Source organism: Paenibacillus sp. 1001270B_150601_E10, from assembly GCF_015558675.1.
Taxonomy (GTDB): Bacteria; Bacillota; Bacilli; order Paenibacillales; family Paenibacillaceae; genus Paenibacillus_B.
This window is the reverse complement of record NZ_JADMOL010000004.1, coordinates 372,246-391,316: the sequence shown is the minus strand read 5'-3', so window position 1 is coordinate 391,316 and position 19,071 is coordinate 372,246. Positions and strand designations below refer to the sequence as shown.

General features: G+C 49.0%; 18 protein-coding genes. 3 read left to right on the top strand and 15 right to left on the bottom strand.

Annotated elements, in window-relative coordinates; genetic code table 11:
- Nucleotides 1-119: 119 nt before the first annotated feature.
- Genes moaA through glp form a run of 6 tightly spaced genes read right to left on the bottom strand, consistent with a single transcriptional unit; the run spans nucleotide 120 to nucleotide 4,179 of the window.
- Nucleotides 120-1,133, bottom strand: a complete 1,014-nt coding sequence (gene moaA / locus I2H74_RS12970) for a GTP 3',8-cyclase MoaA (protein ID WP_195574376.1) — start codon at nucleotides 1,131-1,133, stop codon at nucleotides 120-122.
- A 42-nt stretch (nucleotides 1,134-1,175) separates the two neighbouring features.
- A complete protein-coding gene (locus I2H74_RS12965) occupies nucleotides 1,176-1,748 on the bottom strand; it encodes a molybdenum cofactor guanylyltransferase (RefSeq protein ID WP_195574375.1) in 573 nt (190 codons plus the stop codon).
- A gap of 5 nt (nucleotides 1,749-1,753) precedes the next feature.
- A complete protein-coding gene (gene moaD, locus I2H74_RS12960) occupies nucleotides 1,754-1,987 on the bottom strand; it encodes a molybdopterin converting factor subunit 1 (protein WP_195574374.1) in 234 nt (77 codons plus the stop codon).
- Complete coding sequence (locus I2H74_RS12955) at nucleotides 1,984-2,424, bottom strand: molybdenum cofactor biosynthesis protein MoaE (RefSeq protein WP_195574373.1); 441 nt, start codon at nucleotides 2,422-2,424, stop codon at nucleotides 1,984-1,986. Before I2H74_RS12955 ends, moaD begins: the two co-directional genes overlap by 4 nt.
- A complete protein-coding gene (mobB, locus tag I2H74_RS12950) occupies nucleotides 2,411-2,935 on the bottom strand; it encodes a molybdopterin-guanine dinucleotide biosynthesis protein B (RefSeq protein WP_195574372.1) in 525 nt (174 codons plus the stop codon). The genes I2H74_RS12955 and mobB overlap by 14 nt, the downstream gene beginning before the upstream one ends.
- The gene (gene glp / locus I2H74_RS12945) at nucleotides 2,923-4,179 is read right to left on the bottom strand and encodes a gephyrin-like molybdotransferase Glp (RefSeq protein WP_195574371.1); all 1,257 of its coding nucleotides are present in this window, start codon (nucleotides 4,177-4,179) and stop codon (nucleotides 2,923-2,925) included. Before glp ends, mobB begins: the two co-directional genes overlap by 13 nt.
- A 64-nt stretch (nucleotides 4,180-4,243) precedes the next feature.
- On the opposite strand from glp, the gene moaC reads away from it, so the two are divergent.
- Nucleotides 4,244-4,744 carry a cyclic pyranopterin monophosphate synthase MoaC gene (gene moaC, locus I2H74_RS12940; protein WP_195574370.1) on the top strand — a complete coding sequence of 167 codons (501 nt, stop codon included), beginning with the start codon at nucleotides 4,244-4,246 and terminating at the stop codon, nucleotides 4,742-4,744.
- A gap of 133 nt (nucleotides 4,745-4,877) precedes the next feature.
- Here the strand turns inward: moaC and I2H74_RS12935 are convergent, their stop codons facing one another.
- From I2H74_RS12935 to I2H74_RS12895, 9 genes are all read right to left on the bottom strand, one after another.
- Complete coding sequence (locus tag I2H74_RS12935) at nucleotides 4,878-5,909, bottom strand: ThiF family adenylyltransferase (protein WP_195574369.1); 1,032 nt, start codon at nucleotides 5,907-5,909, stop codon at nucleotides 4,878-4,880.
- A 428-nt stretch (nucleotides 5,910-6,337) separates the two neighbouring features.
- Complete coding sequence (locus I2H74_RS12930) at nucleotides 6,338-7,543, bottom strand: nitrate/nitrite transporter (RefSeq protein WP_195574368.1); 1,206 nt, start codon at nucleotides 7,541-7,543, stop codon at nucleotides 6,338-6,340.
- A 183-nt stretch (nucleotides 7,544-7,726) separates the two neighbouring features.
- The gene (locus tag I2H74_RS12925) at nucleotides 7,727-8,374 is read right to left on the bottom strand and encodes a response regulator (RefSeq protein WP_195574367.1); all 648 of its coding nucleotides are present in this window, start codon (nucleotides 8,372-8,374) and stop codon (nucleotides 7,727-7,729) included.
- A gap of 32 nt (nucleotides 8,375-8,406) precedes the next feature.
- The gene (locus I2H74_RS12920) at nucleotides 8,407-9,465 is read right to left on the bottom strand and encodes a sensor histidine kinase (RefSeq protein ID WP_195574453.1); all 1,059 of its coding nucleotides are present in this window, start codon (nucleotides 9,463-9,465) and stop codon (nucleotides 8,407-8,409) included.
- A complete protein-coding gene (locus I2H74_RS12915; protein ID WP_195574366.1) occupies nucleotides 9,465-9,926 on the bottom strand; it encodes a GAF domain-containing protein in 462 nt (153 codons plus the stop codon). Before I2H74_RS12915 ends, I2H74_RS12920 begins: the two co-directional genes overlap by 1 nt.
- A 47-nt stretch (nucleotides 9,927-9,973) precedes the next feature.
- Complete coding sequence (gene narI / locus I2H74_RS12910) at nucleotides 9,974-10,651, bottom strand: respiratory nitrate reductase subunit gamma (RefSeq protein WP_195574365.1); 678 nt, start codon at nucleotides 10,649-10,651, stop codon at nucleotides 9,974-9,976.
- Nucleotides 10,648-11,214: a nitrate reductase molybdenum cofactor assembly chaperone gene (narJ, locus tag I2H74_RS12905; RefSeq protein ID WP_195574364.1), complete on the bottom strand. Its 567-nt coding sequence runs from the start codon at nucleotides 11,212-11,214 to the stop codon at nucleotides 10,648-10,650. The genes narI and narJ overlap by 4 nt, the downstream gene beginning before the upstream one ends.
- A complete protein-coding gene (gene narH, locus I2H74_RS12900) occupies nucleotides 11,207-12,748 on the bottom strand; it encodes a nitrate reductase subunit beta (protein WP_195574363.1) in 1,542 nt (513 codons plus the stop codon). The genes narJ and narH overlap by 8 nt, the downstream gene beginning before the upstream one ends.
- Nucleotides 12,738-16,409 carry a nitrate reductase subunit alpha gene (locus I2H74_RS12895; RefSeq protein WP_195574362.1) on the bottom strand — a complete coding sequence of 1,224 codons (3,672 nt, stop codon included), beginning with the start codon at nucleotides 16,407-16,409 and terminating at the stop codon, nucleotides 12,738-12,740. The genes narH and I2H74_RS12895 overlap by 11 nt, the downstream gene beginning before the upstream one ends.
- Nucleotides 16,410-16,955: 546 nt before the next feature.
- Between I2H74_RS12895 and modA the strand changes: the two genes are divergently transcribed.
- Together modA and modB are read left to right on the top strand one after the other, a co-directional pair.
- Nucleotides 16,956-17,789, top strand: coding sequence for a molybdate ABC transporter substrate-binding protein (gene modA, locus I2H74_RS12890; RefSeq protein WP_195574361.1), 834 nt, complete (start codon nucleotides 16,956-16,958; stop codon nucleotides 17,787-17,789).
- Nucleotides 17,786-18,460 carry a molybdate ABC transporter permease subunit gene (gene modB / locus I2H74_RS12885; RefSeq protein ID WP_195574360.1) on the top strand — a complete coding sequence of 225 codons (675 nt, stop codon included), beginning with the start codon at nucleotides 17,786-17,788 and terminating at the stop codon, nucleotides 18,458-18,460. The genes modA and modB overlap by 4 nt, the downstream gene beginning before the upstream one ends.
- The last annotated feature ends 611 nt before the right edge of the window (nucleotides 18,461-19,071 follow it).

Here is a 19,071-nt window from a genome sequence, read left to right as displayed (position 1 = left end):
GTAGGAAATGACAAATGAAGCCTCCGGCTTGACACGGAATCATGTGGTTCAGATTCTTGTCAGCTTGGAGGCTTCTTCTTGTGAGAGGAGATAAAGACTTTTCTTAACAACTGTCATATCTACCCTCCGATATAGGACATATTGATCTTTTTGCGGGATTGCGTAAGTAGTGACCGTTCATCCGAGTATCGATCCGTTCGCTTCTCCCATATCGCTCGAATGGCTTCGAGCAGTTCTTGATCGCCAGCATCGCCGCGAAGCATTTCCTTCAAATCATGCCCTTCCGAAGCAAACAAACAGGTGTACAGGCTCCCATCGCAGGATAAACGAGCTCTGGTGCATGACGAGCAGAAGGTTTCCGACACGGAACTAATAAAGCCAACTTCCGTATGACTGCCTTTATAGCGATAGCGTTTCGACACTTCGCCAAAGTAGTCTGCATCTACAGGCTCAAGCTCATATACCGTGTTTAGCATCTCATAAAGCTCACGCTTAGTAATGACTTTTTCCATACTCCAGCCATTGTCATTGCCTACATCCATAAATTCGATAAAGCACAGTGTAATGCCCTTCTCTTTCAAATGTGCGGCCATAGGCAGGATGTCATCTTCATTGACATGCTTTTGTACAACCATATTTACCTTGATCTTAAATCCAAGCGACTGTGCCCACTCGATATTGGACAAGATCACATCTGGAGTGATTCCTCTGCCGTTCAGTTTGGCAAAACGATCAGGATCGAGAGCATCCAGGCTTACATTTATTCTTCGAAGCCCCGCTTCATATAAAGCTTCGCCTTGTGATCGTAAAAGAAGTCCATTCGTTGTAAGGCCGATATCCTCGATGCCTTCAATCTGAAGAAGCATGCGAACCAATTCGTCCAAGTGTGGACGCAGCAGCGGTTCACCGCCTGTGAGACGAATCTTCTTCACGCCCATGGAAGCACAAAGCCTTGCCACTCTTGTGATCTCTTCAAAAGTGAGCAGCTTATGCTTTGGCAGGAAGGCATAGTCATCGCCAAAGATCTCCTTCGGCATGCAATAGGTGCATCGAAAATTACAGCGATCCGTAACTGAGATACGAAGATCGCGCATGGGGCGCTGCCATTGATCATACATCCATCCTGCTGTCATAAGCCCACGCTTCCTTTCTTTGAATGTAAACGAACCCACCGTCTATTCCAACGGAACGTTTATATTTTTAAATGTCCACATTCCCTGTTCTTGATCGGGTAGGATCTCCTCGCCCTTAACGAATCTGGTATTCACGGTCTGGAGCAGCTTCATGACCGCATATCTCTCCTGCTTCAAAGCCGTCTGTATCGGCTCCATCATCGTAGATGCATACAGTCCGACCAAAGGATGATCCTTACCTGCAAATGAGACTGCAAGGACATCCTCTCCTTTATACGAAGCTGCTAATGCTTCAAGCACGTCACCGGTCAGATAAGGCATGTCGCAGGGTAGAACCGCATACAGCTGTGCAGGGTATCGCTCCATGACGGAATAGATCCCTGCAAGCGGCCCGCAGCCAGCAAAGTCAGGATCATCCTCGATCACATCGGCATTCCCTTGAAGCTGTGAACGGAACTCAGGTCTGCTTACGATGACGATGCGTTCTGCGATCGCTGACATGGCTTCACAAGCAAGCTCATAATAGAGCTTTCCTTGAAGCTTGGCTAGTGCCTTTGGGGAGCCAAAGCGGCTCGACATCCCGCCAGCGAGTACAATTCCTATGATTCCGTCCACATTGATTATCCTCCGCTGACAGGAGGAATAAGCGCGACGACATCCCCGGAATGAATCTGATCATCTTCTGTTGCATACTCTTCATTGACGGCTACAAAGTAAGTAGCGGCTGCAAGTGCCGGATAGCGCTTCACCAGATGCTCCTTCAACGCATGGACTGTACAATCTTCTAGCTCCAGCTTCTCCTCTGACATGCCGACAACATCTTTTAGAGCGGCAAAATAATAAATGCGTATCATTGCTCTCCTCCTGACGGCTTTTTATGCTGGGTTCCGACCCATTCCTCTCCGTTTTCCCAAATCTCCTTTTTCCAGATCGGTACCATTTCCTTTATTCGTTCTATCGCATATTCGTTCGCTTCATAGGCTGCCTTGCGGTGCGGTGAGGATACGGCGATCACGACCGCAATATCGCTAATTTGCAGTTCCCCGATCCGATGGGCAATCGCAGTTCGCGTTCCTGGCCAGCGGCTCTCAATCTCTTCGCCAATCTGCTTCAGCTTCTTCTCCGCCATCGGTACATAGGCTTCATAAGCCAAGTATAATGTACGGATGCCATGGGTCCATTCTCTAACATGTCCGGTAAATACCGTGACGGCACCCGCTCCTGGATGCAGCACCTGCTTCACATAAGCATCCGTATCAATCGGATGCTCGACGATCTCATACTGCTTCATCTGCTTCACCCTTTATATATGCAATAATCCATTCTTGAATGGACGCTTCATCATTCAGTAGGATGACTTGAATATGCCGCTCCGGAATCTCCACTTGGTCATAAGTCAGAACCAATTGTATGTTGTCGAGCTTCCTCAGCGTGTCCCATTCCTCTAGCCATCTTACTATAACTACCTTCGGCTCGTCTTCTTGTTTGTAGCCTTCCACGAAAATAATATCGGGCTCCGAAAGGGAGGCGAGCTGGAGCAAACGAGTAAAAGTCGGCTCTCCTCTCATTTGCAACACCATGCTGCCTCCTCCAGCCGCTATCGAGCTTAGCGCTCCGGCATGGAAGTGTCGTGTGCTGTCCGTATTCGCTGGGGGGAGCGCAAGAGGACTGCCATGACCGTGATGCTTTACAACAGATGCAAGATAGTTGGCCTTCGATAGGCCTTCTATCCACTTTTCTATCAAGGTCGTCTTGCCGCTGTCTTTATAGCCAACAACTTGCAGTACCTTTATAGCATCCATCGGTTAACCCCCTCTTCAGCACCAAGAAGCAGCACGTCCACTTCTCTGCCTGCTGTGTATCCACGCGTTCCTCCCGGCAGGATGAGGATCGCATTCGCGTTCGCAATCGAGGTAACGGCGTTGGACTTGTTAAAGCCCGCCGGTCTAACCTTCGCCCCAATCGGTGTCGACTCATAGACAGCGCGCACGAAGCGCATGAACGGATTCGGCTTCGGGAAGTCTTCTTCAAGATATGCTTTGGCATATGGAAGGAATGGTTTTTCAGCTCCCATCATCTTCAACAGCGCTGGGCGCGCAAACAGTTCGAATCCAGTGAAGCAAGCTGATGGGTTGCCAGACAAGCCAAAGAGCAGCTTTTGACCCAAGATGGAAGCTGTCGTCACACTGCCTGGTCTCATTGCCACCTTATTGAACAATACCTCAGCCCCAAGTTCATGATAGATCTCAGGTAAATAATCATAATCGCCCACCGAGACACCGCCTGTCGTGATCACGAGGTCGCACTCTTCCAAAGCCTGCGTGACACTGCCTAGACAACACTCAAGATTATCCGCAACCATGCCATAGTAACGGCTTGGAATGCCAAGACGCGCAAGCTGAGCCGTGATCATCGGACCGTTGCTGTTTCGAATCTTGCCTGGAACAAGCTCCTCATCGACTTGAAGCAGTTCTGTGCCCGTGCATAGAATGCCGACTAAAGGGCGTCTTGCCACCTTCACCTCTGAAACGCCAAACGTCGCAAGCACTGCGATTACCCCTGGATGAATGAACGTGCCGGGCTTAAGCAGCAGCCCGCCTTCCTTTACTTCTTCCCCTTGCAAAGAAACATGTTCATGCTGCTCAAATGGTTTACGAATCTTAAATGCGCCGTCATGCTCCACGGCTTGTTCAAGCATGACCACCGCATCTGCGTCAGCGGGGAGCTTAGCCCCGGTCATAATGCGTACCGCTTCGCCTGCATGCAGGCTGCCCTCCCACACCTGGCCAGCACCAACCTGGCCAACGATGCGAAACGTGCGGCGCTGTTCTCCGGAAGCGCCTTCCGTATCAAGGGATCGAACAGCGTAGCCATCAAAAGCAGCGCGATCGAACAATGGCACATCATGACTCGCGTGTATCGGCTCTGCCAATATGCGATTCTGAGCGTCGTGGATGGGAACGGACTCTTGCTCCATCACCGTGACTCGATCCATAATCTTGTTCATCGCTTCAGATACAGAGATCGGTGTGCGATTAAGTTTCATCGGTTGTGTCTCCCTTCTTCTTCCGTGATATACTATGGGACATGAACAGCAAGGAGTGTGAGCCATGTCTGAATTAACTCACTTTAACGAGCAAGGCAGAGCGAAGATGGTGGACGTATCCGACAAGCAGGAAACGACAAGAACCGCCATCGCCAAATCCTCCATCACCGTGAATGAATCGATTTACAAGCAGATCGAAAGCGGCACGAATAAAAAAGGTGATGTATTCGCCGTTGCCCAAGTGGCCGGCATTATGGCCGCGAAGGGAACCTCGACGATGATCCCGATGTGCCATCCGATTGCCTTAACAGGTGTTAATATTCGTTTTGAATGGATGATTGATCTCGAACGCGCCCATTACGAAGTCGGCATTGAAGCCGAGGTCAAAACGACGGGGCGAACAGGCGTTGAGATGGAAGCGCTGACCGCAGCCTCCGTTGCAGCCTTGACCATCTATGATATGTGCAAGGCAGCCGGCAAAGAGATGGTGATCGGGCCTACCATGCTCATGCACAAGTCAGGCGGAAAAAATGGAGACTATGACCGCAAGGATCTGCCCTGCTAATTCTGTCCTTATTGTGAAAAGCCTGAATCTACCGAGCTAAATACAGTCGGCTGAAGTCGCCCTAGCTGCGTGCTGGAGTCCTTAAACGATCAGTCTGAAGTGGTGCTGTTGAATCCATGACAGCACCATGCTTCTACCCAAATAGCCGATGAAATGCTCTTCGGCCTTCTTCCATATCTTGAATGCCGTGTATAATCAATCGTCCTTGCTCGAACAGCATCCATCGATTGCCCTCATAGTGCAGCTCCATAAAGTATGGCGTTCGTTTATGCTTAAGCTTGAGCTTCTGAGCAAGCTTCTCCGCTTCTTCAAGCGTAATCTTTCGCCCCGCCCCAGGCATCAGCTGAACCGCATTACGACCGCATAAGACTGCGGACTTGTCGGCTTGGTCCCTGGAAAGTGAAGGAAAGGATGGAACTTCTCCGCACGTCATGCATTGTCCATTCTTCATTCTGAGAATGCCTATCTCCATCTGACCTGAATTCCACACATCGAAATGCAGCATTTTCCTTCTCATTGCCTTGCGCTCTCCGGTTAGCCACTTCAAGGCCTCGCTGCATTGATAGGATGCGGTAATTTGAACAGCCGGCGCAATAATGCCCGCATTTTCGCACGTCGCATTGACGGAGGGCAGCGTTGGCAGCAGGCATCGGAAGCAGGGCGCTTCCTTGTCATCAGGCAGAAATGGATATACACGGCCTGTGCTTCCAACGCAAGCGCCATAGATCCATGGCACGCCCTTCCGATAGGCTGCATCATTGATCAGAAGCCTCGTTTCAAAGTTGTCGGTGGCGTCTATAATAAGATCGCACTGCGCGGCAAGCTGCTCCATAAGCATGGCGTCTACATGCTCCGCATAAGTCATGACCTCAACATCAGAGCGGATCGCTTTTAAGCGATCATAAGCAGCGACAACCTTGGGATTCATCACTTCAGCGTCAGCCTCGGTAAAGAGCTGCTGGCGATGAAGATTCGACATCTCCACATAGTCCCGGTCAGCAAGATGAATCGTTCCAACCCCTGCGCGAACGAGAAGCTCTGCAGCTGCAGACCCAAGGGCGCCACAGCCGATAATGGCAACTCGCGACTGCATGAGGCGCTGCTGTCCCTCTCTTCCAATGGGTTCAAATTGCATTTGTTTGGCGTAGCGAGATTCCTTATTCATGCATCCACCCTCCTTATGGGGACAAGCAGCAAAGCCGCCCCGAGCTAGATCCCTATCCTTTTTCAGTGATCCTTTTCACAAAGTTATCTATAATCGATATATAGGCTGTATCGAATCGTAAACGGTGATTGACATCTGATGCGATGGTGTTCCTTCTATGACTGTCTTCCATCGAACTCCATGATCTCGCATCCCGCTACCTCGTATTGTAACGACTCCGGTTCACTCTTGTAATAGGGAAGCTCCCTTGTTCTAGCAGGGAAATCCCTATTTTGATGATTGGAGTCGACAAAGCAAAGAGAGACCCTAGCATAAGCTAAGATCTCCCTTTCCACCATTTGTTAGCGTATACATGGAGAACCATTGACGCTATTGGAATCTGCTGACTTCTATCGAGTCCATTTAAGTCTGGCCTCGCGGTTTCCATTTTAGGATAGAGAGGCATTCATTCCATTTGCTTCTTGTTGATGCTTGCCATTATCCTTTGTTGTTGGCTTATTCGATACATACATCCATACAACGAGAATAACGCTCGCTAAGGAAACTTGAGACAATGCCATGAATCCGATGGAATACTGACCGGTAATCGCATAGATCGAGGACAGCATCAGCGGAGGGAAAAAGCCCCCAAGACCGCCCATCATCGATACGATTCCATTAACGGTTCCCGCCTGCTCCGTGAAGTATTGCGGCACGAGCTTGAAAAGTACGCCGTTGCCAAGCCCTGCACTAACAGCAACCCCTAAGCAGCCTACCGTGTACAGTCCGATCGATGGGGAAAAGGCCAGAATGATTGCGGAAATCGTCAGTCCTACAAATACGCCCATCATCAGTTTATAGGCATTGAATATATCCCCGAGCCATCCGCCAGTTGGACGACCAAAGGTTGCAATCGCGATAAAGATCGCCGTTCTTGTCCCCGCATCCACCTTTTCCAATCCAAAGTTGGTAACAAGGAAGTTCGGCAGAAAGACCGTAAACGCAACGAATGCGCCGAACGTAATGAAGTAGAAGAAGGAGAACAGCCACAGCTTCTCATTCTTGTATACGCCTTTGATTTGCTCCATTAGCGGAGTCTTCACTCTAGGCTCTTTACGGTCGCCAAGCACGATATTGAGCAGGGCAAATACAAGCAGCAGCACCAAGTACAGCTTTACCGTCGCTGCCCAGCCAAGCTGAGTAGCCAAGACTGGCGCCGCAAAGGTCGTTACTGCAGTCCCCATATTCCCCATGCCGTACACACCGTTAACGAAGCCATGTCTTTCTTTTGGATAATACTTTGGAAGCGAGGTTACCCCAACAGAAAAGACAGCTCCGCCAATCCCGAGGAAGATCCCCCCGATGATTAGATCTGTATACGAAGAAGCTTCACTGATGTAATAGACAGGGAACAGTAGAACCAGGAAGCTGACTGCAAATACCCACCGGGCTCCAATCACATTCGTATAGTACCCAAGCGGAATCCGTAAGATGGAGCCGAGCACGACAGGGATTGCCGTAAGGATTGCCACTTTATCAGCAGGAATGGCAATATCCTCTTGAATAAATGGCAGCAAGGAAGACAGAATCACCCATACCATGAATCCTAGCACCAAACTTAAGGTTTGAAGAGGCAGTTGGGCTTTCTTTATCATGTTTCAATCACCCTTTACTCGAAGAATCAAAGATTATAAATTAAATACATAAATATAAATTTTTACCATACAAAATGACATAGAGGGAGCGTGATCCCATGCATACCCAGCCGTCACAGCTTGGAAACAGGAACCGTAGTCGCCTCTATATTTAGATGTACGTTTCGATCATTTCGTTAACCGTCAAAAATCAAGCAGCTTCTTTTTCAGCGCATATTCCACTAATTCCGGTCGACTCTTTAGATCCAGCTTCTCCATGATCTTTGCTTTATGAGCCTCTACCGTCTTAACTGAAATATACAGCTTCTCCGCAATCTCCTTATTGCCATACCCCTTCGCAATAAGCGGCAGAATCTCGATCTCGCGAGTAGACAGAATCTGAAACGGATCGGAGTCTCCCGCGTCCTCGGTCTTCTTCATCCACTCCCGAACAAGCGAGGTCGCCATCTTCGGATGAATATAGGTGCCTCCCTGATACACCGTTCGTATCGCAGACACAAGCTCCTCATCCGGAGCATGCTTCAGCACATAGCCGGAAGCCCCATTTTTGAGCACATGGAACAAGTAATCTTCATCGTCATGCATCGTTAAGATCAGGATTTTCGTATCCGGGAAATCCCTGCTCACCTTGCTAGTTGCAATCAATCCGCTCTCTCCAGGCGGCATACTCAAGTCGAGCAGCAGCACATCAGGCTGATGCTTCGCGACCATTGCATAAGCTTCCATTCCATCCGCTGCGGTAGCCACAACCTCCATGTCCGGCTGGTAATTGAGAATCATGGAGAAGCCGCTCCGCACAACGGCATGATCATCTGCTATCACGATCTTCATTGCCTCTGTCCTCCGCATCCTTCTCAAGTATGTTAATCATCTTCTACTGGCAACGGGACCAGCAGATGCACGGTCGTTCCCTTGCCAGATTTCGATTCCATTTTGAGTTGGCCGTTCACAAGCTCTGCTCGCTCGTGCATGCCGTAAAGTCCAAGGCCTGTTCCTTTGATCTCAATATCATTAAGGTCGAAGCCAATGCCATCATCCTTCACCATAAGCTGCAAGCAGCCTTGGTCTTCGAACAAACGGACATAGACCTCGTCAGTTCCAGCGTATTTGAGCGCATTCAGCACGGCCTCTTGGCATACTCGGTAGACCACCGTTTCGATCTCGCTGCTGTAGCGAGCTGCGGAAAGCTCGGCTGAGAAGTGAACCAGCAGCCCATAGTTTTTCTCGATCCATTTGAAATGGGAACGAAAGGCGGCCTCCAAACCCAGATCATCGAGCGAGGCGGGTCTAAGCTCCAAGGACAAGTGGCGAATATCGTCAAGAAGCCTAGTCAAGGAGACTTCTGTTTGTTGAATCTTGTTCAGCACCTCTTCATCGGCATTCATATACTTGATGAGCCGCATATCAACAAGCAGGCTTAGCAATTCCTGCGCCACACTATCGTGCAGCTCTCTTGATATTCGCTTTCTCTCATCTTCTTGTGCCTTGATGACATACTTCAGCATATTGGTTTGATAGAGTTTCTCTTGCGTTTTGAACTGCTTGGTTAAATCACGAAGCATAAAAGCGCGAACGCCTTCTATTTCATCGATAATATGATAGCTGGCCGCATAAGGGATGACGCCCTTATCCTTCGTCTTTAAAAACACCTGAAAGGAGGAGAAATCCTCTTCTGGATGATGCAAGAAGCAATTGATGCAAGACATGAGCTCCACTTCGTTCGTATAGCCTCTGCATAGTTGGCACACATTCTGGGCTTCTTGTTCATAGAGCTCCTCAATCCAGTTCGGCTCTATAATTTGTTCTGCAGCAGGGTTCATGGCAAGAATCTTACCTTGTTGATTCGTAAAAAAGATTGCTTCCTTGCTATGGCTGAACAATTTCATAAGCATGTGAGTCAACTTCGCATCTGCCGTATGCATCAATGATTCGCCATCTCCTTATCGTAAATAGGTCCGAATTGCTCTATAATGGCCTCCTGCAAGACTTCAAACATGGATGTTGTCAAACGCTTGTTATCGCGAAAGCCTGCCAAGACCACCCCGGTAACCCTTCGATTGCTCCATAGCGGAACAGCTCCGAGACTGACTAGTCGCTCTGCAACGATGATCGGATAATTGAAGAGCTCATGCGCATCAATATCAGCCTGAACATCTTGAATCAGCTCCGGCTTCCCAGTCTTGAAGACAATCCCTGCAATACCCTTGCCTGACTGCAAGACAATCCGCTTATATCGTTCATTGATATTTCCAGAAGCAAACTGCCAGGTCAGCACAAAGCGCTCCTCTGCGGACTGGACTAATGCGACTGCAGCAAAGTCAAGCTTGAACTGCTCCCTAAGCTGATCGATCGCTCCCTGATAATCAAACTGTTTATGATCCATTGCAAAATCTCCTTCATGAAGGTTAGAGCAATTCCTCCCTAACCTCTCTATTGCTTTCTATACAAGATATAACTTCTGCGGAAATAGCGCAATGGAACACTCCACACATGAACAAGACGCGTAAACGGCCACATGCCAAAAATGAAGAAGCCCGATAAGATATGCAGCTTAAACGACAACGGCACGTCTTGCATATAGGATGCATCTGGCTGGAAGATAAACAGATGTCGGAACCATACCGAGATTGTCGTGCGATAATCAAAGCTTGGCTCTACGGCATTCGTCACAATCGTGCTGTATATGCCGAGCAATATGATAAGCAGCAGCGCAACATTGACCGCCAGATCCGAAAATGAGCTTAAACGGCGAACATTCTTCTTCGTGAATCGTCTTGAAGTCAAGATCAGCATGCCGAGCAAGGTCAATATGCCAAAGAAGCTCCCAATATAAACGGCGCCGATATGGTACATATGATCATTGATGCCTAGCGCATGCATCCATGACTTCGGTATGCCAAGTCCAACTACATGACCGGCAATAACGGGCAGCACGCCAATATGGAACATCATGCTTCCAATTCGAAGCTGCTTTTTTTCGACAAATTCACTAGATTTAGCCGTCCAGTTCATTTGATCTACGCGATAGCGATAGATATGTCCAATAATAAAGACCGTTATGCACAAATAAGGGAAGATTACCCATAAGAACTGGTCCAGCATATTCATTGAACCCCATCCTCCTTCACTACACATGCTTTAAATGTTTCGCGCAGCCCCATAAGCAAGGGGTGATAAGGACTCTTGTATTGTTCAAGTGCTTTGACCAGATGGTAGGTTCCATCCTCCAGTACCGCAATCACCTTCCCCAAGTGTCCTTGTGCCTGCTCGCCAGTTAATCCATCCACGGCATATAAGAATTCAAGAATAAGCGGCAAATAATCCGGAAGCTCCTCATTGACCATATCAAGGCCGTACAACTGATAGATGGATTTGAGCTCTGCTAGCATCGCTCCCCGCTCTTTGGAATCCTCGTATTTGAAATACGTCATATACAGCGTGGATTTCCGCTGAAAATCAAATGTCTCGACGTACAGCTCTTGAAGCTGCTCTAAACTGTAATGCTGCATTCGCTCCCAGTATTGCAGGATGAAGCTATAAGCAGGGTAGGAGGAGTCCATGTACTCCTCCAGCCCAGTAGGATTGAAGTCAAGCTGCTCCGGATAAGTCAACTGCTGCACAAAGAATCCAAATCCTCGTTGATAAGCATGAAGCTTCTCCAGATTAATCACGCCAGATCCCTCCATAGAATTGCTCTTCTTCCGCCTTCTTCGAACCGCTGCCGAAGGCTCCTGCGATGGAACAGCCGCTGCAGTCCATGCCGCCAAAGCCAGTGGAGCCTTGGGAACGGTATGGGTCCATCATGACCTGCTCCTTATGGGAGGTCGGAATCACATAGCGATCTTCAACCTTCGCAATAGCCAGCAAACGATACATTTCTTCCGTCTGCTTTGGACTTAAGCCTACACGTGCAAGGCGCGACTCATCGAATTCCTTGTTCATCGTCTTCGCTCGCATGTACAAGCGCATCATCGCCAGCCGTTGAAGAGCTTCCTTCACAGATATCATATCGCCTGCTGTGAGCATATTCGCGATATATTGAATGGGCGTTCGCATCTCCTCAATCGCAGGGAAGATGAGGTCTGGATTCTGTATGGAATCCTTGCCTTCAAAGTAGTTCATGATCGGGCTAAGCGGCGGTACATACCATATCATTGGCAGCGTGCGGTATTCCGGATGAAGCGGAAAAGCGAGCTTGTATTCAATTGCAAGCTTATAGATCGGCGAGTTCTGCGCTGCAACAATCCATTCCTCTTGAATGCCGTCTTCGCGCGCCTGTTTGATCACCTCAGGATCATGAGGATCTAAGAACAAATCTAGCTGTGCTTGATACAGATCCTGCTCATTTTCCATGGAGGCTGCCTCTTGCACTCGGTCAGCGTCATATAGAAGCACGCCTAGATAGCGGATACGCCCCGTACAAGTCTCAGCACATACGGTAGGCAGGCCAGCCTCGATGCGAGGGAAGCAGAACGTGCATTTCTCCGCTTTGTTGGTCTTCCAGTTGTAATATACTTTTTTATAAGGGCAGCCCGTCATGCAGAAGCGCCAGCCGCGGCAGGCATCCTGATCGACATGGACGATGCCGTCCTCCTCACGCTTATACATTGCGCCTGAAGGGCAAGAAGCGACACAGCTTGGGTTCAAGCAATGCTCGCACAAGCGCGGCAAGTAGGTCATGAACGCCTGCTCGAAGTTGAATTGAATATCCTCTTCAATCTTCTCAATGTTCGGATCCTTTGGTCCGGTCACATGTGCGCCTGCCAAGTCATCCTCCCAGTTCGGTCCCCACTTAAGATTCATCTTGTCTCCCGTGATTACCGAATGAGGGCGGGCTACAGGCTGGTGCTTCTTCTCTCCAGCCTGAGTCAGGTGCTCATAGTTGTAGTTCCATGGCTCATAGTAATCCTTCATCTCCGGCATATCCGGATTGTAGAACAGCTTGCCTAATGCCAGCTTCGACAGCTTGCCTCCCGCCTTCAGTTCGAGCTTGCCATTCTTAAGCGTCCAGCCGCCCTTGTACTGCTCCTGATCTTCCCAACGCATCGGATAACCGATCCCTGGCTTGGTTTCAACGTTGTTGAACCACATATACTCCGCACCTGGGCGATTGGTCCACGTGCTCTTGCAGGTTACGCTGCATGTATGGCAGCCGATGCATTTATCCAGATTAAGCACCATGGCTACTTGTGCTTTAATTTTCAAGCCAGTTCACCTCCTTCATCTTGCGAACCGCAACGTATACGTCGCGCTGATTCCCGATCGGGCCATAGTAGTTGAAGCCGTAGCTCAATTGCGCATAGCCGCCCACCAATTGCGTTGGCTTAAGATGGATCTTCGTAGGCGCATTGTGGCTGCCGCCGCGATCTTTCGTAATCTCTGAACCCGGCACGTTAATGTGCTTATCCTGCGCATGATACATAAACATCGTACCCTTCGGCATCCGGTGACTGACGACGGCGCGTGCTGTAACAACACCGTTGCGGTTGTAGACTTCGAGCCAATCGTTATCCTCAATATCGTGCGCCTTCGCGTCCTCATCGCTAATCCATACCGTTGGTCCGCCTCTGAACAGCGTCAGCATATGAAGATTATCCTGGTATGTGCTGTGAATGTTCCATTTGCCGTGCGGCGTCAAGTAACGAAGCACCAGGCTGTCCTGTCCTCCGCGGATCTGCTTGTCGCGAGGTCCGAATACCATAGGCGGCAGCGTCGGCTTGAAGACCGGCAGAGCTTCCCCGAATTGAAGGAAGATTTCATGGTCAATGTAATAGTGCTGGCGTCCTGTCAGCGTACGGAATGGGATAAGCCGCTCAATATTCGTCGTAAATGGCGAATAGCGTCTGCCCATCTTATTGGATCCCGTAAAGACCGGTGTCGGGATGACTTCACGCGGCTGCGCGGTAATGCCTTGGAACGTGATGCGCTCTGCAGCGCGATCAGCGGAGATATCCTTTAGCTCTACCCCCGTATCCTGCTCTGCGGATTCCCAAGCCCGCTGGGACACGCGTCCATTTGTAGCAGAAGAAAGATTCAGAATCGCATCTGCCGCATGACGAGCGGTGTGAAGCTTCGGCAGACCATTTTTCAACGTGTCGTCTGAATACATTCCGTTGATCTGCTTCATTTCCTCATATTCCTCGGCTACCGAGAAGTTCACGCCATGAGCGCCGACCTTCCCAGCCGCTAGATTAGGACCTAGCGTTATAAACTTGTCGTATACTTGTGTGTAATTCCGCTCAACGATCGTCATATTCGGCATCGTCTTTCCAGGAATCGCTTCAATTTCTCCCTTGCTCCAATCCTTCACCAAGCCATATGGCTGTGCGATCTCGTTCACGGAATCATGCGCAAGCGGTGTCGTTACAATATCCTTGTATACGCCTGGCAGATGCGTCTTCGCCATCTCCGAGAAGGTCTCTGCAATCGAGCGGTAAATATCCCAGTCCGAACGAGATTCCCACAACGGATCAATCGCTGGATTAAAGGGATGAACGAACGGATGCATGTCGGTAGAGGACAGATCCGTCTTCTCGTACCATGTCGCTGCTGGCAGCACGATATCGGCATACATTGGCGTTGCGGTCATCCGAAAGTCCAAGGCGACAAGCAGATCAAGCTTTCCTTCGACCTCATCTCGCCACACGATCTCCTCTGGCTTCTCCTCCTCATTTGGATTCGAAAGCGGGCCTTCACCAACACCAAGAAGATGCTTCATAAAGTACTCCTGCCCCTTCGCAGAGCTTGAGATTAAGTTGGAGCGCCATACAAAGAGCGAGCGCGGGAAGTTCTCAGGCGCATCCGGATCCTCGATTGCAAGCTTGGTCTTGCCAGATATCCATTCCTCACGTGCATGAGCGATAATCTCCTGATTCGAGGAATGGCCTGCTAGAATCGCCTCTTCCACCATCTTCAAGCTGCTCTTGTTGAACTGCGGGTAAGACGGCAGCCAGCCAAGTCTTGCAGCCATGACGTTGTAGTCGGCAGGGTGCTTATAGCGAATGTCTCCGCCAAGCGGCGATTGCAGACTGTCAGCGCCCATCTCCTCATACTTCCATTGGTCTGTTGCAAAATAATAGAAGGATGTCGCGTTCTGAAGACGCGGCGGTCCCTGCCAATCCTTCACGAAGGCAATCGTTGACCATCCTTCGATCGGACGGCATTTCTCTTGACCGACATAATGCGCCCAGCCGCCGCCGTTAACCCCTTGTGATGCGGTTAGGATAACGAGATTCAAGATGGAGCGGTAAATGGTATCACTATTGAACCAGTGGTTGATACCAGCGCCCATAATGATCATGGAGCGTCCGCCTGAATCAAGAGAGTTCTGTGCAAATTCGCGTGCGACCTGTACGACGACAGATGGCTTGACTCCCGTAATCTTTTCCTGCCAGGCTGGCGTGTAATGAATCGCTGCATCGCTGTAATGCGCTGTTTCGTCTTCTGCTTCACGGTCAATGCCGTATTGGCTAAGCATCAAGTCATATACTGTTGTCACAAGACGTGTAGAGCCATCTTCAAGCTTTACTTCCATCGCAGGAATGCTGCGCTCGAACACGCCATTGCCGTTTTGATCAAAATAAGGGAACATGATGCGTGTTTCACAAGCTCCAAATGCTTCAATTGATAATGCAGGATCGATTGCAGTTCCATCCTCACGCTCCAGAATAAGATTCCACTTCTTATCCTCTTCCCAACGCTGCCCCATCGTTCCATTCGGAATGGTAATCTCATTGGCATTCGCATCATATAGAACCGGCTTCCATTCCGCATGCTGTGAATGATCGCCTAGATCGCTTGCGCGCAGGAAGCGCCCTGCCTTGTATCCCTGCTCATGCTCATCCAATAGAATCAGGAACGGCATATCCGTATATTGTTTTGCGTATTTCAGGAACATCGGTTCCTTGCGTTTGTAATAAAATTCACTTAAAATGACGTGGGTCATCGCCTGTGCAACAGCTGCATCCGTCCCTGGATTTGGGGCTAACCAATGGTCAGCGAACTTTACGTTCTCCGCATAGTCTGGTGCAACAGACACGACCTTTGTCCCTTTATAACGAACTTCCGTCATAAAGTGAGCGTCAGGTGTACGCGTCAATGGGACATTCGATCCCCACATCATCAGGTAGCTCGCATTGTACCAGTCACTCGACTCCGGTACATCCGTCTGTTCGCCCCAAATTTGCGGTGATGCCGGCGGCAAATCCGCATACCAGTCGTAGAAGCTCAGCATCTCGCCTCCAAGCAGCGAGATAAAGCGTGCTCCTGAAGCATAGCTAATCATGGACATCGCCGGAATCGGCGTAAAGCCTGCGATTCGGTCCGGACCGTACGTCTTGATCGTATAGATCAGCTGTGCGGAGATCAGCTCCTTCGCTTCCTCCCAGCTTACGCGAACGTGCCCGCCTTTACCGCGAGCCTTCTTATAAGACTTCGCCTTCTCAGGATCTTCAACAATGCTTGCCCATGCTTCTACAGGATCCTTGTATTCTGTTAACGCCGCGCGCCACAGGCGCAGCAGCTTCCCGCGCATATAGGGGTATTTCACCCGAAGCGGACTATATTCATACCACGAGAATGATGCTCCGCGAGGGCATCCGCGCGGCTCGAATTCCGGCATATCCGGTCCACAGGTCGGATAATCAATCTGCTGATTCTCCCATGTAATCATGCCGTTCTTCACAAATACCTTCCAGCTGCAGGAGCCCGTGCAGTTTACCCCGTGCGTCGTACGTACCACTTTGTCATGCGACCAGCGATCGCGATACAGCTTCTCCCAGTCTCTGCTTTTATCTTCAGCCATGGACCATTGGTTGGAATAATACTCGCCACGCTTGAAGAACCGCAGTCCTTTTTTCCTTCTCATGAACTATGATCACTCCTCTGAAGAATGATAAGAATGAAGATTTGGCCTATCATCGTTCATTGTTATGCCTTCATTATGAGAGGGCGGGAGTGGAATTCCTATTAGGGAAACGCCTATGATCTTAGGTATTTTCCCTCCTATATCGTTTAGGAAAGACCGGGGCAGGGACAGCGCCACCCCCTTTTCCATTCTCTTCCTCGCAAATGCTGGAATCATTTGATATCATAGGGACTCTCGGCTAAAAATATAGGGAGTTCGTCAATAACAGAATGAATAGGCATTGCTATAATGAAGCTACATTCGTTGAACGATAAGCAAGGACACAAGGAACAGAAGAAGCAGAGAGGCTCTGACAAGCGTGGATTGGAAAAAGCGCAGAATTTCGCTTATTAGGTGTCTATCAAGCAAGCGCTCATGACCAAGAGCTATAAAAAGAAGCAATCTACAGCGTAATAAATGAGCCTGCTCGTTAATGTCAATTTGGAATAATATGGCTATATTTCTTTTTGACAAAAATCATCTTTGTTAAAGGAGCGATACAGCACAATGAATAGATTCAATATAAAACGACTAAGCGCTCTACTGATCGTCCTGATGATAAGTCTTCTGGCATCAGCCTGTAACTCTACTAGCGAGCAGCAAGCAACAGAGGAACCTGCGGCTGCTGAATCCAAACAGGCGCAAATTGAGCTAACGATATCGGCAGCAGCCAGCTTGCAGCAAGCACTGGCGGAAATCCAACCCTCCTTTGAGAACGAGCATCCCCATATAAAGCTTCAATTCAACTATGGAGGCTCAGGTTCCTTGCAGCGGCAGATTGAACAAGGCGCTCCAGTAGACCTCTTTATCTCCGCGTCAGAAAGCCACATGAAGGCTCTCGTTGACAAGGGGCTTATAAAAAGCAGCGAGCAGCCGCTGCTGCGCAATGAGCTTGTCGTTGTCGTGCCAAAGGACAACGATTCATCACTGAAGCAGCTGCAGGATTTGAATATGGGATCCATGAGCAAGATTGCAATCGGTGTCCCGGAGACGGTGCCTGCAGGCGCCTATGCCAAAGAGTCCTTGGAGGCAGCAAAGCTGTGGGACGCCTTGCAGTCCAAGTTCGTCCAAGCCAAGGATGTAAGGCAGGTGCTTCAATACGTAGAGACGGGAAGCGCTCAAGCCGGATTTGTATACAAAACGGATGTCCTGTCTGCAAAGGACGCCAAAATTGCTTTCATAATAGAGGAGCAAGCCCATTCTCCCATTGTTTATCCGATCGGCATGATCCAAGCGAGCAAGCATCATCAAGAGACGGAGCAGCTGTATCAGTATTTGCAAACGCCTCAGGTGATGAGCATCTTTGCTAAGTATGGATTCACCGTACCGGAGGCCTCATGAACGGAGCAGGATTAGATGGGGCTACATTCTGGCAGCCCATCTTCTTATCCTTGCAAGTAGCAGCGGTATCGAGCGTTCTTGCCACAACCATGGGCATTGCTGTTGCATGGTGGATGAACAACAAACGCTTTCGCGGCAAGGTATGGCTTGAAACCTTGTTCATGCTTCCGCTCGTTCTACCTCCTACCGTGATTGGCTTCTTGCTGCTCATTATGCTTGGAAAGCACAGCTTCATCGGACAAGCGATCGAATTTCTCTTTTCAACCACGCTTATCTTCTCCTGGTGGAGTGCTGTTATCGCTGCGATCGTTGTGTCTTTTCCGCTTAGCTATCAAACAATGAAGACTGGCTTTTCCAGCATAGACGCCGACCTGCTATCTGCCGCGCGCTCTATTGGAGCTAACGAAATGCAGCTCTTTTACTATGTTGCGCTGCCTCTTGCTTGGCGCTCTTTTCTCACAGCCTTTATCTTGTCTTTTGCAAGAAGCCTTGGGGAATTTGGGGCTACAATCATGATTGCAGGCAATATACCTGGCAAGACGCAAACGATATCAACGGCGATCTATGTAGCTGTTGATTCCGGCAATACCACATTAGCTTGGATGTGGACGCTTTCCATCATAGTAATATCCTTTCTGCTCCTTCTCTTTACCAGACAATCTGCCCGATAGCGACAAAGGCGATTTCTCCCTGAGGGATCGCCTTTTCGTGATGAACGCTATAACTTTTATCACGCAATTTCATTTTTTTGTCTTGACAACGCTCCCATGACATGACTTAATATAAGGGTATAATTTCTATTTCTACATGAATCTTACTCGTTCGTTTCCATCCGATAAGATATACACGAACATTTTACAATCAATATTATGAAAACGTTCACTTTTTGTGTTATATCGATTCCCTCTTCATTAGGACTATCATGCACGCATGCAAGTCGAAACAGCTCGCCTCTAAGATTTTAACCGCTTACATGACGACACCTCAGCGAATACAATATCCGAATATTTCTGACAAGCCGACCTCTAGATCCAACATCCTGTGTCACTTTTTGTGTTTGTACTAGCCGTATATAAGTTCAATTGAATTTATATAAACCACGCGGAGAGTGAAAGCGCTTCTTTTACCGTTTTGTTCTCCAAAGATTAAATCGTATTAATATACGATAGAGACTAGTATGAAAGTGGGTGGTTACCGGAAGGAACAGGCCTTACAACTCGCAATATCACATCATGCGCTTCACTTGCTATGAAGTCATCTTGTATATGTCTTGAGTTATGAA

Bases quoted from the DNA above. Each gene is read 5' to 3' on its own strand.
- moaA (WP_195574376.1), bottom strand. From the start codon at position 1,133: ATGACAGCAGGATGGATGTATGATCAATGGCAGCGCCCCATGCGCGAT.
- moaD (WP_195574374.1), bottom strand. From the start codon at position 1,987: ATGATACGCATTTATTATTTTGCCGCTCTAAAAGATGTTGTCGGCATG.
- I2H74_RS12955 (WP_195574373.1), bottom strand. From the start codon at position 2,424: ATGAAGCAGTATGAGATCGTCGAGCATCCGATTGATACGGATGCTTAT.
- mobB (WP_195574372.1), bottom strand. From the start codon at position 2,935: ATGGATGCTATAAAGGTACTGCAAGTTGTTGGCTATAAAGACAGCGGC.
- glp (WP_195574371.1), bottom strand. From the start codon at position 4,179: ATGAAACTTAATCGCACACCGATCTCTGTATCTGAAGCGATGAACAAG.
- moaC (WP_195574370.1), top strand. From the start codon at position 4,244: ATGTCTGAATTAACTCACTTTAACGAGCAAGGCAGAGCGAAGATGGTG.
- I2H74_RS12935 (WP_195574369.1), bottom strand. From the start codon at position 5,909: ATGAATAAGGAATCTCGCTACGCCAAACAAATGCAATTTGAACCCATT.
- I2H74_RS12930 (WP_195574368.1), bottom strand. From the start codon at position 7,543: ATGATAAAGAAAGCCCAACTGCCTCTTCAAACCTTAAGTTTGGTGCTA.
- I2H74_RS12925 (WP_195574367.1), bottom strand. From the start codon at position 8,374: ATGAAGATCGTGATAGCAGATGATCATGCCGTTGTGCGGAGCGGCTTC.
- I2H74_RS12920 (WP_195574453.1), bottom strand. From the start codon at position 9,465: ATGCATACGGCAGATGCGAAGTTGACTCACATGCTTATGAAATTGTTC.
- I2H74_RS12915 (WP_195574366.1), bottom strand. From the start codon at position 9,926: ATGGATCATAAACAGTTTGATTATCAGGGAGCGATCGATCAGCTTAGG.
- narI (WP_195574365.1), bottom strand. From the start codon at position 10,651: ATGAATATGCTGGACCAGTTCTTATGGGTAATCTTCCCTTATTTGTGC.
- I2H74_RS12895 (WP_195574362.1), bottom strand. From the start codon at position 16,409: ATGAGAAGGAAAAAAGGACTGCGGTTCTTCAAGCGTGGCGAGTATTAT.
- modA (WP_195574361.1), top strand. From the start codon at position 16,956: ATGAATAGATTCAATATAAAACGACTAAGCGCTCTACTGATCGTCCTG.
- modB (WP_195574360.1), top strand. From the start codon at position 17,786: ATGAACGGAGCAGGATTAGATGGGGCTACATTCTGGCAGCCCATCTTC.